15 protein-coding genes and 1 pseudogene are annotated in these 15,000 nt (G+C 42.4%); 9 read left to right on the top strand and 7 right to left on the bottom strand.

Going from position 1 to position 15,000, the window contains the following annotated elements:
• Nucleotides 1–28: 28 nt before the first annotated feature.
• From rplT to thrS, 4 genes are all read right to left on the bottom strand, one after another.
• Nucleotides 29–382: a 50S ribosomal protein L20 gene (gene rplT, locus OCU28_RS05220; protein ID WP_004401084.1), complete on the bottom strand. Its 354-nt coding sequence runs from the start codon at nucleotides 380–382 to the stop codon at nucleotides 29–31.
• A gap of 41 nt (nucleotides 383–423) precedes the next feature.
• Nucleotides 424–618 carry a 50S ribosomal protein L35 gene (rpmI, locus tag OCU28_RS05215; protein ID WP_261817273.1) on the bottom strand — a complete coding sequence of 65 codons (195 nt, stop codon included), beginning with the start codon at nucleotides 616–618 and terminating at the stop codon, nucleotides 424–426.
• A gap of 105 nt (nucleotides 619–723) precedes the next feature.
• Entirely contained in the window at nucleotides 724–1,275 is a 552-nt protein-coding gene (gene infC, locus OCU28_RS05210) for a translation initiation factor IF-3 (RefSeq protein WP_261817434.1), read from the bottom strand.
• A 3-nt stretch (nucleotides 1,276–1,278) separates the two neighbouring features.
• On the bottom strand, nucleotides 1,279–3,207 hold the full coding sequence (thrS, locus tag OCU28_RS05205) for a threonine--tRNA ligase (RefSeq protein ID WP_261817272.1): 1,929 nt from the start codon (nucleotides 3,205–3,207) through the stop codon (nucleotides 1,279–1,281).
• A gap of 308 nt (nucleotides 3,208–3,515) precedes the next feature.
• On the opposite strand from thrS, the gene OCU28_RS05200 reads away from it, so the two are divergent.
• The 3 genes and pseudogenes from OCU28_RS05200 to OCU28_RS05190 form a co-directional block, all read left to right on the top strand.
• Entirely contained in the window at nucleotides 3,516–4,223 is a 708-nt protein-coding gene (locus OCU28_RS05200) for a DUF3581 domain-containing protein (RefSeq protein ID WP_261817271.1), read from the top strand.
• A 218-nt stretch (nucleotides 4,224–4,441) separates the two neighbouring features.
• Nucleotides 4,442–4,834, top strand: coding sequence for a hypothetical protein (locus tag OCU28_RS05195; protein WP_261817270.1), 393 nt, complete (start codon nucleotides 4,442–4,444; stop codon nucleotides 4,832–4,834).
• A gap of 177 nt (nucleotides 4,835–5,011) precedes the next feature.
• Nucleotides 5,012–5,230, top strand: a pseudogene (locus OCU28_RS05190) (DUF3622 domain-containing protein); the annotation flags it as partial.
• A 174-nt stretch (nucleotides 5,231–5,404) separates the two neighbouring features.
• On the opposite strand, the gene OCU28_RS05185 reads toward OCU28_RS05190, so the two are convergent.
• Entirely contained in the window at nucleotides 5,405–6,385 is a 981-nt protein-coding gene (locus tag OCU28_RS05185; RefSeq protein ID WP_261817269.1) for a hypothetical protein, read from the bottom strand.
• Nucleotides 6,386–6,528: 143 nt separating this feature from the next.
• Nucleotides 6,529–9,555, bottom strand: a complete 3,027-nt coding sequence (ydiJ, locus tag OCU28_RS05180; RefSeq protein ID WP_261817268.1) for a D-2-hydroxyglutarate dehydrogenase YdiJ — start codon at nucleotides 9,553–9,555, stop codon at nucleotides 6,529–6,531.
• 184 nt (nucleotides 9,556–9,739) lie between these two features.
• Between ydiJ and OCU28_RS05175 the strand changes: the two genes are divergently transcribed.
• From OCU28_RS05175 to OCU28_RS05160, 4 genes are all read left to right on the top strand, one after another.
• Entirely contained in the window at nucleotides 9,740–10,423 is a 684-nt protein-coding gene (locus OCU28_RS05175) for a DUF2786 domain-containing protein (protein ID WP_261817267.1), read from the top strand.
• Nucleotides 10,424–10,573: 150 nt separating this feature from the next.
• Nucleotides 10,574–10,765: a hypothetical protein gene (locus tag OCU28_RS05170; protein ID WP_261817266.1), complete on the top strand. Its 192-nt coding sequence runs from the start codon at nucleotides 10,574–10,576 to the stop codon at nucleotides 10,763–10,765.
• A gap of 141 nt (nucleotides 10,766–10,906) precedes the next feature.
• Complete coding sequence (locus tag OCU28_RS05165; RefSeq protein ID WP_261817265.1) at nucleotides 10,907–11,281, top strand: SulA-like leucine-rich domain-containing protein; 375 nt, start codon at nucleotides 10,907–10,909, stop codon at nucleotides 11,279–11,281.
• Nucleotides 11,282–11,392: 111 nt separating this feature from the next.
• Entirely contained in the window at nucleotides 11,393–12,496 is a 1,104-nt protein-coding gene (locus OCU28_RS05160) for a phosphoribosylaminoimidazolesuccinocarboxamide synthase (RefSeq protein WP_261817264.1), read from the top strand.
• 58 nt (nucleotides 12,497–12,554) lie between these two features.
• Here OCU28_RS05160 and OCU28_RS05155 read toward each other — a convergent pair whose 3' ends face one another.
• Nucleotides 12,555–13,172 (bottom strand): TfoX/Sxy family DNA transformation protein, encoded by a 618-nt coding sequence (locus OCU28_RS05155; RefSeq protein ID WP_261817263.1) that lies wholly within the window; start codon nucleotides 13,170–13,172, stop codon nucleotides 12,555–12,557.
• A gap of 260 nt (nucleotides 13,173–13,432) precedes the next feature.
• Here OCU28_RS05155 and OCU28_RS05150 point away from each other — a divergent pair, with 260 nt between their 5' ends.
• The gene (locus tag OCU28_RS05150; RefSeq protein WP_261817433.1) at nucleotides 13,433–14,332 is read left to right on the top strand and encodes a lysine exporter LysO family protein; all 900 of its coding nucleotides are present in this window, start codon (nucleotides 13,433–13,435) and stop codon (nucleotides 14,330–14,332) included.
• A gap of 113 nt (nucleotides 14,333–14,445) precedes the next feature.
• On the top strand, nucleotides 14,446–14,970 hold the full coding sequence (locus OCU28_RS05145; protein ID WP_261817262.1) for a hypothetical protein: 525 nt from the start codon (nucleotides 14,446–14,448) through the stop codon (nucleotides 14,968–14,970).
• Nucleotides 14,971–15,000: the final 30 nt, after the last annotated feature.

Below are 15,000 nucleotides of genomic sequence, written 5' to 3'. Positions count from 1 at the left end.
TCCTTTAAATAAGCTTGGATGTTCTAAATTATAGAGCAGCTTTTGCTTTTTCAACTAGAACTGCAAATGCAGCTTTGTCGAATACCGCGATATCCGCAAGGATCTTACGGTCGATCTCGATAGATGCTTTCTTAAGACCGTTGATGAAACGGCTGTAAGATAGACCATTCTGGCGAGATGCAGCATTGATACGAGCGATCCATAGCTGACGGAACTGACGCTTTTTGTTGCGACGGTCACGGTATGCGTATTGACCAGCTTTAGTAACTGCTTGGAAAGCTACGCGGTAAACACGTGAACGTGCTCCGTAGTAACCTTTAGCTTGTTTTAGAACTTTCTTATGACGTGCACGAGCTTGTACACCACGTTTTACGCGAGGCATTATGCTTCTCCTAAACTAAACGAATTATAAACTAAAAAGAATTAAGCGTATGGACACATACGAGCAACTGCTGCTACTTCACATTTAGGAAGAAGAGAGTTAGGACGTAGTTGACGCTTGTTCTTAGTAGTACGCTTGGTCAGGATGTGACGTTTTGTAGCGTGCTTAAACTTGATACCACCAGCAGTTTTCTTAAAACGCTTAGCAGCACCTCTGTTGGTTTTCATCTTAGGCATGATGAATAACTCCGCATTGTTGAGTTGATTAAACAATAGTAATTAGGGCGAATAAAACCCCGTCGCTTAAAGGCAACGAGGTTGCATTACTTGTAAGGCCGTTAATTACTTCTTCTTAGGGGCAAGCACCATAATCATCTGGCGGCCTTCGATCCTAGTCGGGAAAGATTCCACAACAGCTAAATCTACTGTGTCTTCCTTCAAACGATTAAGAACGTCAACACCGATGTTTTGGTGAGCCATTTCGCGGCCACGGAAGCGAATTGTTACCTTCACTTTGTTGCCGTCTTCTAGGAAACGCGTCAGGTTGCGTAGTTTTACCTGATAGTCTCCAATATCAGTTCCAGGTCGGAATTTAATTTCCTTAATCTGAATCTGCTTTTGCTTCTTCTTCTGCTCTTTAGCAGCTTTGCTCTTTTCAAACAGGAATTTGCCATAGTCCATAATACGACAGACTGGTGGCTCGGCGTTAGGGCTGATCTCTACTAGATCCATACCAGCTTCTTCTGCGGCTGCAACAGCTTCTTGAATCGATACGACACCGACTGATTCACCGTCTGCGCCAGTAAGACGAACTTCACGAACGCCACGAATTTCACCGTTTAAACGATGCTGGTTTTGTTTGGCCGGTTGTTGGCCACGTCTTCCGCCTTTAATAGCTTATTCCTCCAGATTGAGCTTACGGCTTGAAACCTCGGCTTGGATGTATGAAATAAAATCATCCACTTTGAATTTGCCTAGGTCCTTGCCCTTACGAGTACGTACTGCGATTTCGCCAGCTTCCATTTCTTGGTCACCGACTACCAACATGTACGGTACACGTTTTAAAGTATGTTCGCGGATTTTAAAGCCAATCTTCTCATTTCTCAAGTCCGCTTTGGCTCTAATTCCACTTTTTTGCATTTTTTGTGCTATTTTTTGAACATATTCTGATTGTCTATCAGTAATATTCAGAATTACGGCTTGCTCCGGTGCCAACCAAGTTGGGAAGAAGCCAGCGTACTCTTCAATTAAGATACCGATAAAACGCTCTAAAGAGCCCAAAATTGCACGGTGGATCATAACGGGTACAAGACGCTCGTTATTTTCACCTACGTAAGTAGCACCTAAGCGACCCGGTAAGTTGAAATCCAACTGCACAGTACCACATTGCCATGCACGGTCAAGACAATCATACAGAGTAAACTCAATCTTAGGTCCGTAGAAAGCACCCTCACCTTCTTGAATTTCATATGGGATATCCATAGATTCAAGAGAAAGTTTCAATGCTTCTTCAGATTGATCCCAGATTTCATCAGAACCAACACGCTTTTCAGGACGTGTAGAGAGTTTAACTACGATGTTATCAAAACCAAACGTTTGATATGTATCGTAAACCATCTTAATACAGCCAGTCACTTCCTCTTGGATTTGACTCTCTGTACAGAAGATGTGCGCATCGTCTTGGGTAAAACCGCGAACACGCATGATACCATGCAACGCACCCGATGGTTCGTTACGGTGACATGAACCAAATTCAGCCATACGTAAAGGCAGATCACGATAAGATTTTAGACCTTGATTAAAGATCTGAACGTGACCTGGGCAGTTCATTGGCTTAATGGCATACTCACGATTCTCAGAATTAGTCGTGAACATCGCATCTGCATATTTATCCCAGTGACCAGAACGTTCCCAAAGAACGCGATCCATCATTAGAGGACCTTTTACTTCTTGGTAATCGTATTCTGTCAGTTTCTGACGTACGAATACTTCTAGATCACGGAAGATAGACCAACCATTGTGGTGCCAGAACACCATACCTGGTGCTTCTTGCTGCATGTGGAATAGATCCAAATGCTTACCAATTTTACGGTGGTCACGCTTTGCCGCTTCTTCTAAACGAGTTAGGTGCGTTTTAAGCGCTTTTTTATCATGAAATGCTGTACCGTAAATACGCTGTAGCATCTTGTTGTCGCTGTTACCACGCCAATATGCACCTGCTACGTTAAGTAGCGTAAAGTGTTGGCAAAAGCCCATATGAGGCACATGTGGACCACGACACATGTCGATATATTCTTCATGATGGTAAAGACCTGGACGATCGTCTTTAGAAACGTTCTCATCCAAGATTTCAATCTTGTAGGTTTCACCGCGAGCTTCAAATGCATCGCGTGCTTCCTGCCAGCTCACCTTTTTCTTAATGACTTGATACTTGGTTTTTGCTAGCTCTTTCATACGCTTTTCGATTTTTTCTAAATCTTCTTGCGTAAGGTGGTGCTCCATATCGATGTCGTAATAAAACCCGCTATCGATAGTTGGACCAATTGCCATTTTTACTTCTGGGTACAATTGCTTAATCGCATGTCCCAATAAGTGAGCGCATGAGTGACGAACGATCTCTAGACCATCTTCTTGATCTTTATTAGTGATGATTTCTAAAGATGCATCTTGTTCGATAAGATCACACGCATCGAAACGCTCACCATTAACACGACCGGCGATGGTTGCTTTAGCAAGACCTGGTCCAATAGATTGAGCGATTTCTAGAGTTGAAACTGGGTTGTCAAATTGACGCTGACTGCCGTCAGGAAGAGTAATTACAGGCATTGTCTGTCCTATTCCAGTGGTGTTACATACGCAGTAACACATGTTTAAATATATCTCTGGTCATTAATGCCTTAGAAAACCAGAGCCGAAAAATATTGTATCTGAACGCTTCACAATTACCGATGTGATACCCGTCACAGATAATAAGCGCTGTATTGTATCCTAAACACCCAAAATAACAATGATTGAATTAGATACTAGGCATAAAGACAATTACCCATTCCTACTGGATAGACCATTTAAATAAAAGCCTTTGATATACTCACTGGGAATTTTGGCAAATGACATACTAATGTAATAAACAATCTATGTTTCTGACACCCTACTTCTTTCAAAATGATAACCAGTTTTATTTTACACGCCAACAAGCAAGTAACTTTGCTAAAGGCATAGCTGGCGACTTCAACCCTATTCATAATGAGGATAACTCGCGATTTTGCGTACCTGGTGATCTCTTATTTGCAGTATTACTTCAAAAACAAGGTCTCTCTCGCTCAATGGAGTTCTCTTTCTCTGGAATGGTAACAGATAGCACTGCGCTTCATATCCAAGATAACGATGACCAACATAAAGCCGTCGTTGATGCCAATGGTAAAGTTTACCTAGGCATGCAACATCAAGGTGCTGTATGCACCGATAAGGCATTAATTGAGCAAGTTATTAGAGGTTATGTCCAGTTTTCTGGTATGAACTTCCCACACATCATGGTGCCGCTAATGGAGCAGCAACAGATGATGTTTAACACCAAACGGCCTCTCATCATATACGAAAGTATGAAGCTAGAGTTTTCACGATACGATGTAAGTAACCCAAGCGTCGAGCTATCAAGTGCAACCTTCGATGTTAAAGGCCGCCGTGGTATCGTTACTCTTAATTTTGAGTTCACATCGGATGGTGAGGTTGTCGGCAATGGAAGCAAGCGAATGATCGCGAGTGGTCTGGTGCCTTGGGACAGTGAAGCAATGAATGCTTACGTCGAAAAATTCAACCATGCCAAAGCCAACTTTAATAACTGATTATTGACAATGGCTCACCAATAGAAGGGACTAGCGCACTGATATTGTGGCGTAGGCCCTTTTATATCCACTCCAAACATATTGGCTCCATATTTCCAATATTGCATATCATATATGTAAATTAATAATTATTTTGCATATCTTATCAGTGATAAGGTTTCTAACATTGTCAGTAATGCTACTGATAATTAAATCATTTTCATGAATGAGGAAACCCCATGACCACACTACTCACTATCGCAACCTTTGCTATGAGCTTTGTTTTCTTAGTTGGCGAGATCGCTCGCCGAGGCTTAGATTACTTCACTATCAACACCACAACTATGGTTGAAGACCTACTGTGTGGCGGTCTGTTATTTGTTGCAGCAACTTTGTTAGTGCGAGGAAGCCACCAAGCACGAATTATGCTAGTTGGGGCGTGGGGGTATGCATTTGGCGGTATGTTTGTGCCATTCTTTGCTCACCTTGAGGCGTTTATGCGTGGCGTTGCCATCCGTAATGACCACCCTATTGAGGATACCAACTCAATTATTCTCAAGGGGATCATCTGGAGCTTATGCGGTATCTTTTTCCTAATTTCACTGCGTTACCAAGATAAAAACCGCACCTGAATATCGATAATTATTCGTGCATAGTCAGAATGCAAAATCGATAAATGATTACATTAAAATACACTTCTATGTTTTAATAGCGCCCGATCATTAGATGGCATTTACCAATCAGGCCATCTACAATTTTTCACCCATAAAGCTTGTGTCGGTAATACACCGCTTTCTAGAGAAATAGACATGTCTGAAAATAAAAAGTTTACGGTTCGCACCGTTGAAAAACGCAATGGCTGGTGCGCAGAGATTGTTCGCCAAATAACATCACGTAGAACCACGGTTTCTAAGCGCGAGATAGGCTTTAAAACCGAAGCTGAAGCACAGGCTTGGGGCGAACAAGAGCTAGAAGTTTTCGTTAAAAACCAAGCACTGCGCAACAAGCGTAAATCAGCGGAGCGCCGCGCACAAACTTCAGAAGATTAATTAATACAGCGCGCACTCTAATGCAAGAGATGCCCTGCCGCTGTAATTAATTAGGGTGATGAGCCAATCCACATCGAGTGGCGTTATGACTCACACCCTAGAATCTTTCATTACTGCTGTATTTCTTACTATGGCTACATTGTAATAGCACAACTATTTTACGAGATGCCTCAGCAAGACCTCATTATCAAGTACGACATTAGTCGACCAAATAAAACTTGCGCCCGCTCCACTGAATTTATCAATAAAATTCATATACGCTTTTTTATTATTTACCCCAATCTCACCTTCAGTGTATAGCGTCGCTTGAGGCCAAGATGCGGCATCAAATCCTGGCTTCATCCAATCATCTGGAACTTGCCAATGCGCACCATACGCATTTTGTCCATGGTCGGTACCTTGGGTTGTGCAATTTTGCGATAAACGTTTACCACCAACCTCTTTGAGACAAGTAAGGTCATAAACGGGTGATGTGTAAAAAGTTTGAGCTTGCCAATCGGCGCCCGTGACTGTCCCATCACTAAAACTTGCAATCAACCCACCATCGCCTGGATGATAGTCTTTACCACGATTGTTTTCGCTACCCAGTCCCAAATTTTCTTCCCAATCAATAACTTTTATTGCAATCGTATAGGGCTTATTGACCTTAAACTTTACAATGCTAGAGTTGAATGGGGTAAAGGGAACCGCATCAACCGCAATCAGTTGTCCGTTGATATATAGCTCAAAATAGTTATCAGCAAAGATATATCCGGTAATTTCTTCGCCGTCTGCATCAACCACGGCAACCGGTATCGAGGCTTCATCAACTTCACTGATATTGTTGGGAGTAATCCCCGCGCATCCTTCATATAAATCGGAAGCCTTAGGCGCAGTTGCAAAGTGATTTTTGGCTGGGACAGTCCAAACCTTGCCTTCCCTATCTGTAATTTCGCCAACCCCAGCTACGCGGCTACGTCCATTTTTACATTCAAAAATATTTTGCTGAATTGTTGTTGCAACACCTTGTGTAATACTGGCGCTGCCTTGATAGTCACTTATGCTACTCGCCGGTGCTTCAAACGATGTTGAACACCCTGTCACGATCAATAGTACTGAAGACAGGGTGATGAAATGATGCTTGGTATTTGCCATTGTTCAGATACTCGCTATACGTTGGTTGTTATTATGCTTTTAAGAAAATCACACCCATCAAAAATATAGGCTAAATAATAAGAGTCTCTACAAACACTTAAAACAAAAAAGCGAAGTCTCAATAACGACTTCGCTTACTTTAGTTAGAGTATTTCTAACAACGCTTGCAATGGATGTTTCACCACCTCTTTTTCAAATCGCTTAACCTGGCTTCGACATGAATAGCCGGTAACGAGGCATCTATCAATAGGCAATGATTGGAGGTTAGGCTTCCAACTCAGCTCATAAACATCTTTTGACCACTGGAACTTGTCGGCCTCATGCCCAAACGTGCCTGCCATGCCGCAGCATCCCACTGGGACGGTCTGCAATGTCGCGCCAAAGTAATTAAAGATGGTTCCCCACTCTTTTTCCGCATTTGGCAACATGGTTTTTTCTGTGCAATGAGCTAATAAATACCACGGAGCGTTATTTGGTTTAACCCTGATATTTGAGCACGACTCCAATCTTGGTAGCAACCACTCATGCACCGTTTGCACTGAAAAATCAAGCTGCGGAACTAGGTGTTGATACTCATCTCGATAACACAGCACCAAAGCAGGATCTACTCCAACCATAGGAATATTCAAGCCAGATATCCGATGCAGAAACTCCCCTGTTGATGTTGCAGTAGCATTAAATTGCTTCAAAAAGCCCTTAATGTGCTGCGCCTTGCCATTAGGTTTAAATGGCAACACCACCGGCTTAAAGCCAAGCTCAACCGCCAAGGTAACAAAGTCATCGACCACAGCTGCATCGTAGTAACTGGTAAAGGGATCCTGTACTATGATGATATGTTTTTGCTTTTCTTCATCACGAAGCTTAGACAACTTGGCTAAGTCAAATGGCACTAAGAACTGCGACTTCAAACGCTCCTTTAGTGTTGGTGAAGACAGCAGAGGCGCATCAATATATCCAATCGTACTCTCAATCAGCGATTGCACCCAGCTGGCGCTTAAAACGGTATTGATAAGCTTAGGTGAAGTAGCCATTACCGGTAAAAGGGTTTCAATATTCGCCACAAAGTAGTCTTTAATTGGTCTTTGGTAACGAGAGTGATAAATATTTAAAAACCGTGCGCGGAAATCAGGTACATCAACCTTAATTGGGCACTGAGTCGCACACGCTTTACACGCTAGGCACCCCAACATAGAGTCGTAGACCTCATGGGAGAAATCATACTCGTGACGTCGATTAATGCGGTTTCTAACACGATCTAATAAGGTCTTTAATGAATGGTTTTGGTTAAGCGTTTGCTGCTCAAGATCAAGCACATCCAAGCCTTGCTCTGAGAGTTGGCGTAACCACTCTCTTACTAGCCCTGCACGCCCTTTGGGGGAGTGTCGGCGATCAGCTAATACCTTCATTGAAGGGCACATTGGAGAGCTAGTGTCGTAGTTAAAGCATAGGCCGTTGCCATTGCACTCTAACGCCCCACTAAAGCTATCTCTCACGTTAACTGGAATTTGCTTATCAAAGTGGGCTCGTTTTACGCCATCAACTTTAACCAGTGAATCATTCGATAAAATAGGTGTACAAATTTTGCCTGGATTCATCTTATTTAATGGGTCAAATGCGCTTTTAACTTTACGTAGTTGAGTAAACAGCTCTTCACCAAAGAACTCCGGACCATATTCTGAACGGAATCCTTTGCCATGCTCACCCCACATTAACCCGCCATATTTAGCCACTAAGGCCACGACTTGATCCGAGATTTGGTGCATTAATGCCTCTTGTTCAGGATCACATAAATCAAGAGCTGGCCTAACATGTAATACACCCGCATCAACGTGACCAAACATGCCATAATGAAGTTTATGTTGGTCTAAAAGCAATCTAAACTCTGCAATGAAATCTGCTAAATTAGCCGGCGGTACACATGTGTCTTCAGCAAAGGCAACCGGCTTGGCCGCCCCTTTAGTGGCACCTAGTAATCCCACTGCTTTTTTACGCATCGCATAGATTTTACCGATACTCGCAAGGTCACTACACACCTGATAGCCGATGATTCCACCCTGCTTATTGGCAATCATAAGATCAAGTTTGCTCGTCAATGCATCAACTTGAGATTCAATCTCTTCAGCATCGGACCCAGCATACTCCACCACATTGATACCAAGCAGAGTTTGCCCTTCAACCTCGGTTATGAGATCACTCACCGTATGCCAAACAATGTCTTGCTTGGCCAAGTTCAGTACAATTGAGTCTATGGTTTCAACAGACATTGCATCCGCTTCTACCATCATTGGTGCACTGCGCAATGCTGAATCGAAGCTATCGTATTTCACGTTTACCAATACGCGCTTAGAAGGTATGACAGTCAGGTTTAGCTTGGCCTCTGTAATAAACCCGAGTGACCCTTCTGAACCGCACAACACGCGATGAGACAAAAACTCGCCATCTTGTAAGGCATTTTTTAGATCATATCCGGTAAGAAAACGGTTGAGTTTCGGAAATTTATTCTCTATCTGGATACGGTAGTCTTGGCAGATCGCACGGGTTGTTGCCACCGCATTTTGAGCAAAACTGTCTGGACTATTGTGTCCTTGGTTTTCAGTATCTAATACTGACCCGTCGGCCAATACAGCTTTAAGCGCAAGTACATGGTCTGATGTTTTTCCATAACGCAGTGAACCTTGCCCTGAGGCGTCGGTATTTATCATACCGCCTATAGTGGCGCGATTACTGGTGGACAGATCGGGAGAAAAGAAAAATCCATGCTCGCGTACCAAGTCATTTAATTGATCTTTAATTAAACCGGTTTGGACCCTCACCCACCCTTGTTCAACATTCAATTCCAGTAGTTTGTTCATGTAACGAGAAAAGTCGACCACAATGCCTTGAGTCAGGGATTGACCATTGGTTCCCGTACCACCACCACGCGGCGAAAATCGAACATGATGAAACTCGGGTTCATTACCAAGAGCGGTCAAGATCTCGACATCAAGGGTTGATTTGGGATGCAACACGCCTTGAGGAAGTTGCTGATAAACACTGTTATCTGTCGCGACCGCAAGTCGACTGGAATAAGTCGTTTCTATATCGCCACGAAAACCGCGCTTGGTCAGTTCATCAAAATAGTGTTGAACGGTTTTATCAATAGAGGGTGAAGTATCCAATCTGGGTAACATAATGCTTCCTGCAACAAGCTGTACTACAACCTAAGGTATGAAATTCCTAGGCAATTAATATCTAATAACTGTACATGATTTCAATCACTTACAAAACCATCTGTTATCGTAATAACAATTTACTCTTTATACCAACAACGAAACCCGCTAAAATAGCCGCCCCTTTCGAGTAGTGTTAGAGTCAATGAATAAACATAAAGCCCTGAAAAAGATAGCAAAATGTCTAGAACTAGGTAACTCAGCCAACGTCAATGAAGCCGCGAATGCCATAAAGATGGCACATTCGTTGATGCTTAAGTATGGCCTAGAAAAGGATGACATCGAGTTTATCAAAATGGGTAAGACTCAATCCTCTCATCTACTTCCTGCTAATATTAGCCATACATTGCTACGTATTATCCGTGGAATCAACAGCAAGTTTGGAGTTGAAGCAGTACTACTCAACCACAAAGGCTTAAAGCGAGCTGAATTTATTGGTGAGGCTGACCGTGCTATTTTTGCTGCATTTGCGTTTGATGTTGTTTACCGTGAAATGAATGAACAAACTGGTCGTTTTCGCAACAGCTTTGCTGGTACGGGAACCACTTCCAGTGAGGTTACTCGCCGAGTAAATTCATTTTTATCCGGTTGGATTGAAGGGGCGCTAGAAAAACTACCAAACATTGCGCCAAATGATAGCTCTGAAAATAAAATAAAGAACTATATCGACAAAGAGTTTAAGAATATTGATCGTGAAACCTTCAAGCAGCAGTTGCGAGATGCGATGAAGAACATTACCCAGGATTACGAAGTGGGGCTTAAGAAAGGCCGTACACTGTCAGTCAGTCGACCTGTTGAAGGGGCTTCGCAGCGTAAATTGCTTAAATAGACACCGTAGCGACGTGCCTTGATCACGAACTGATACATCAAACATTAACAACTTCGTTGTATAACTGTAACTTAACCGGTCTATTCTCTAGTACGAGACCGCAGATTGTCTCTTATACTGAGATTGAATTAAGGCCGGAGTAAAACTTTCATGCAAAAAAAATTCGCTACCTGTGACTGGTGTAAAAAAGCGACATTCGTTCAACCGTTAACCTACCTCGATGGCTACACTAACTACTGCTGTGATTCCTGTAAACAAATCGCACTGTTTGACGTGAAATGTTTTAACAATGAAGAGCTTACCATGCAAAAAAATAAGCTATTACAAAAAAGCGCTCTCTAAAATATTTCACTAACGTTGTTAGCTAATCAATGACCCAGTTTTTAACTGGGTTTTTTTGTGCATAAAATTTGTTGTTGAAACTTGAATTTATTCGAATCTCAGAGTACTGTTAATTTATACAGTATGTATAGGAGAACAGTAATGCACTTCAACAACACATATCACTCAACCCAAGCTAAGCTTAGTCAATGCCCTATGGCTGAGAGCATTGTTACCCTACTCGCTAAGGTATCAATTGCTAAAAAATGGATACTTTTTACGGCTCAAACAGATCTTCCCGAGAAGCAATTTTTTAAGAAGCATCAGGTGGAGTGTGCCAAGATTGTTCAACTTAAACCCTCTTCTATCCATAATGAAATGGAAATCGTCATACGCGCTATTCACAATGGCAATGCCAGTGCTGTGGTTGCGAGTAATAATTTTGACTCAACAACTCAAGCCCACCTTATGAGGCTTGCTCAACAAAATGATTGCTGCCTTATTTTCAATCACGCGGCTAACACCCTGTTACATTAACTCCATGGCCTCTATCGAATATGATTTGCGCAAACGTTTGCTTTAGATATGGAATAGTCATAATGAACTGTGTATGATTCGCATCAGATTTTTCTTCATTAGGTACTGATTATGACTGTTGCAGCACAAGTATTAGACATTAATGACGACCTACCTATCCGTACTGACAAACCGGTACACAGTGGTAAGGTTCGCTCTGTATATTGGTTAACGGAAGAAGATAGCCGTCGCCTGATTGAGGAAAAAGGCTACGATGTAGCACCTGATGCACCTCTAGCAATTATGGTGATCAGCGATCGCATCTCAGCATTTGACTGTATCTGGCATGGTGAGCAAGGCCTAAAAGGTATTCCTGGTAAAGGCGCAGCATTAAATGCAATCTCAAACCATTGGTTCAAGCTCTTCAAAGACAATGGACTAGCAGATAGCCATATCCTCGATATCCCTCATCCATTAGTTTGGATAGTTCAAAAAGCAAAACCGGTAATGGTAGAGGCGATTTGTCGTAAGTACATCACAGGTTCAATGTGGCGTGCTTATGATAAGGGAGAGCGAGAGTTCTGTGGTATTGACCTCCCACAAGGGTTAACTAAAGATGGTATCTTAGACGATTTACTTATCACCCCTTCCACTAAAGGCATCCTGCGCGGTATTCCAAACGTTCCTGAAGCCGATGATGTCAACATTACCCGTAAAGACCTATTAGATAATTACCAAGCATTCAACTTTAGCAGTGCTAACGATATCAACACCTATGAATCGTTACTCAAACAAGGGTTTGCAGTAATTGATGAGGCGCTCCAAAAAGTGGGGCAAACCTTTGTTGATACCAAATTTGAATTTGGTTACGTCACTGATGCGGCAGGTAAAGAAAAGCTTATCTATATGGATGAAGTCGGTACCCCTGATTCATCTCGTATTTGGGATACACAAAGCTACCAACAAGGTAAAATTGTTGAGAACTCTAAAGAAGGGTTCCGTCAGTTCCTACTTAACCACTTCCCTGACCCTGATATCTTATTAAATAAAGAGCGTATGCCTGAGCGAGAAGCGCTGGCTCGTGACAATGAGTTACCATTAGAGGAAATGATGAAGCTTTCTCAAACCTATATTCAGATTGCTGAAACGGTTACTGGGAAATCGATTGTACTTAGTAACGACCCTAAACAAGAGATCATTACCGTTCTTGCTGAGCAATATGGATTGATTGATTAAGCTCCACAATGAATCACACTTACTTCATATCAAATAGCGCCTACGGCGCTATTTTTTGTTAGTACGTATCCCCTTGATTCATATTGAGTTGATTTAAAAGCATGCACTTAACCTGATGACTTAGTAGCGTGTAATGTACTTGACTAAGCGCCCCTTCTAGCTTCCACAGCAGGCTAATATTTAGATCCTCTCCATATACTTCTTTTAAGCGTGAGTAGGCCGCAACAGAACCGACTCTATGTAGTGTCTCGCAATCTTCAATTCCTACCCTAAATAGCATGCGTTCGATGCTCAGCTGAAGGTTAGGTAAATTTCTCAATTGAGTTGTCTTGGTGTGACAATGTTTATACTGCTGCGCTGATTTAACAGACAACTGAAGTAGATACTCAAACTTCTCTGGCTTACTATCAAAAATTTCATCCACCGCAAAATACTCAACCACTGCACTTCCGATGCGTTTCTTAAATGCAAACTGTTGGCATTGTTGCCCTTTAAATAGTTCAGATAATCCCTCTCCACCTCTCAAATACGCTTTACCGTCAAACAGCAGTAAAAACATGGCGTCATTTTGAAAGTATCCCGTACCTCCAAACATCGAGTGTGTAGAAACCGAGAATTTTCGCTCAATATATTGAACAACAAAGGGCTTTGAAGGTTGTATGGATTGAGTATTCATTTCCCACCTCAGTTGAATCACTTTACATAATCTTAAGCTGCATTCAACAGATCCGCCGTACTAAGCAGGTAGTAAAATCAGCATTAAAAGTGGTAGTTACTGTGATCTAGAACAAAGAGCTAAATTTAGTCAACTAACAGCTACACAATAACCTCATCTATCAAAGATATGCCCATGGTTAGGATATGAAGAGCTTTGCTTAGTAAAGAGCTTTGTTATACAGTCAACGCATATTTATCACTACGATTATTCACGACCCAATGTTATCTGGACTGTTATTTATTTTCTTGCCCCTGATTATGGGCTACCTCATCTCAACATCGAATCAATCATTATTAGAGCGACTTAATCGACTGTGCTCCCATACAGTCCTATTTATCCTATTACTAATGGGTCTCAGCATTGCTGATATGGATGGACTGGGAGAAAATGTACAAAACATACTTACCATTACCGCCTGCTTTTTCTTGCTCATTTCGTTATGTAATCTTTTAGCTCTGCCACTCATTGACCGAGTGATGCCACTTAAGGTCGAAGGAAAACACAACCAGCTGCCATTATTCCAGATGGCATCCGAGTCCCTAAAATTAGTCGCTATCGTAGCATTGGGTGTGATAATTGGGTTGCTTATACCGGGTTACTGGCACTGGGTGCATACCGCGAGTGAATGGACGTTATTGGTATTGCTGTTCTTTATCGGTATACAGTTACGCAACAGTGGCTTGACGTTAAAAGAGATACTTATTAATAAACAAGGTCTTACGATTGCTGCAGTAGTTGCGATCACCTCATGGATAGGCGGAATACTTGCAGCAATCGTGCTCGGCTTACCTATATTACAAGGCTTAGCGATGGGCTCCGGATTCGGTTGGTATTCGTTATCTGGGATCTTAATTACTGACAGCTATGGACCTTTATACGGTAGCGCATCATTAATCATAGAGCTTTTAAGAGAACTACTTGCACTGAGTTTTATTCCGATCTTAATCAAGAGTCGCCCCTGCACTGCAATCGGCTTTGCCGGTGCAACTGCAATGGACTTCACCCTTCCGGTAATCCAAACCACAGGTGGCATCCGCTGCGTGCCAGTTGCGATTGTCAGCGGTTTCTTGCTGAGTTTACTCGTTCCGGTTTGCATTTTAGCCTTTGCCAGCATGTAGATCGATTATTCAATAACCACCTTGGCTTTTGGTCACAAACTTAGCCTCTGGTTTGTGCCTTAACATACGAGATTTGGTAGATTACTCCCAATTCATACACAGGAATTTAACCAATGAAAAAAGCGTTTGTTTTTGCAATGGTGTCACTATCTGCCCTATCTTCTCCTATCGCACTTGCTAGCAATAGTACGCAATGTCAAATCGACAAATACAATACCTATATTGATGCTTCGATTAAATGGTATCAGGATCTCTCTGAGCTAACGAGTACCGCCAACCCTGAACTTAAACAAGTGAGTGAATGGTTTGTTAAAGGCAGAGTCATGCATTTTGAGCTCAACCGTACTGCTGTTAGCCTGCTACTAAGTGAGCAACCGGACAAGGTGGCGACTGAATTAGATGTTGAGTCATGGCTGCAACTTAGCCAGCAAGATATAAAAGCATTGAGTCAGCGTGATGATGAATTGGGACAAGCAGCCCAAGCAAGCTTTGCCTACCGACAAGCAAAGCCCAACCCCCAAAACTATGAATTCCGTTCCGCGCTTGCCGAGCTTCTTAGCCATCCAAACAAAATCCAACCAGCTCTGGATGCATACAACTCCGCGGTTCAATCGACAAATCAAATCAAATGTAATTAATCCATACTGGCTACTGGGATCGGCTAAAGT

Origin of the sequence: Vibrio gallicus (genome assembly GCF_024346875.1) — a bacterium.
GTDB lineage: Bacteria > Pseudomonadota > Gammaproteobacteria > Enterobacterales > Vibrionaceae > Vibrio > Vibrio gallicus.
Note: the sequence above shows the minus strand (reverse complement) of the source record. Positions and strands in the feature narration are given on the sequence as shown.

What these genes read in the sequence shown, in the direction of transcription:
- rplT (WP_004401084.1), bottom strand. Translation starts at nt 382, where the DNA reads ATGCCTCGCGTAAAACGTGGTGTACAAGCTCGTGCACGTCATAAGAAA.
- rpmI (WP_261817273.1), bottom strand. Translation starts at nt 618, where the DNA reads ATGCCTAAGATGAAAACCAACAGAGGTGCTGCTAAGCGTTTTAAGAAA.
- thrS (WP_261817272.1), bottom strand. Translation starts at nt 3,207, where the DNA reads ATGCCTGTAATTACTCTTCCTGACGGCAGTCAGCGTCAATTTGACAAC.
- OCU28_RS05200 (WP_261817271.1), top strand. Translation starts at nt 3,516, where the DNA reads ATGTTTCTGACACCCTACTTCTTTCAAAATGATAACCAGTTTTATTTT.
- OCU28_RS05195 (WP_261817270.1), top strand. Translation starts at nt 4,442, where the DNA reads ATGACCACACTACTCACTATCGCAACCTTTGCTATGAGCTTTGTTTTC.
- OCU28_RS05185 (WP_261817269.1), bottom strand. Translation starts at nt 6,385, where the DNA reads ATGGCAAATACCAAGCATCATTTCATCACCCTGTCTTCAGTACTATTG.
- ydiJ (WP_261817268.1), bottom strand. Translation starts at nt 9,555, where the DNA reads ATGTTACCCAGATTGGATACTTCACCCTCTATTGATAAAACCGTTCAA.
- OCU28_RS05175 (WP_261817267.1), top strand. Translation starts at nt 9,740, where the DNA reads ATGAATAAACATAAAGCCCTGAAAAAGATAGCAAAATGTCTAGAACTA.
- OCU28_RS05170 (WP_261817266.1), top strand. Translation starts at nt 10,574, where the DNA reads ATGCAAAAAAAATTCGCTACCTGTGACTGGTGTAAAAAAGCGACATTC.
- OCU28_RS05165 (WP_261817265.1), top strand. Translation starts at nt 10,907, where the DNA reads ATGCACTTCAACAACACATATCACTCAACCCAAGCTAAGCTTAGTCAA.
- OCU28_RS05160 (WP_261817264.1), top strand. Translation starts at nt 11,393, where the DNA reads ATGACTGTTGCAGCACAAGTATTAGACATTAATGACGACCTACCTATC.
- OCU28_RS05155 (WP_261817263.1), bottom strand. Translation starts at nt 13,172, where the DNA reads ATGAATACTCAATCCATACAACCTTCAAAGCCCTTTGTTGTTCAATAT.
- OCU28_RS05150 (WP_261817433.1), top strand. Translation starts at nt 13,433, where the DNA reads ATGTTATCTGGACTGTTATTTATTTTCTTGCCCCTGATTATGGGCTAC.
- OCU28_RS05145 (WP_261817262.1), top strand. Translation starts at nt 14,446, where the DNA reads ATGAAAAAAGCGTTTGTTTTTGCAATGGTGTCACTATCTGCCCTATCT.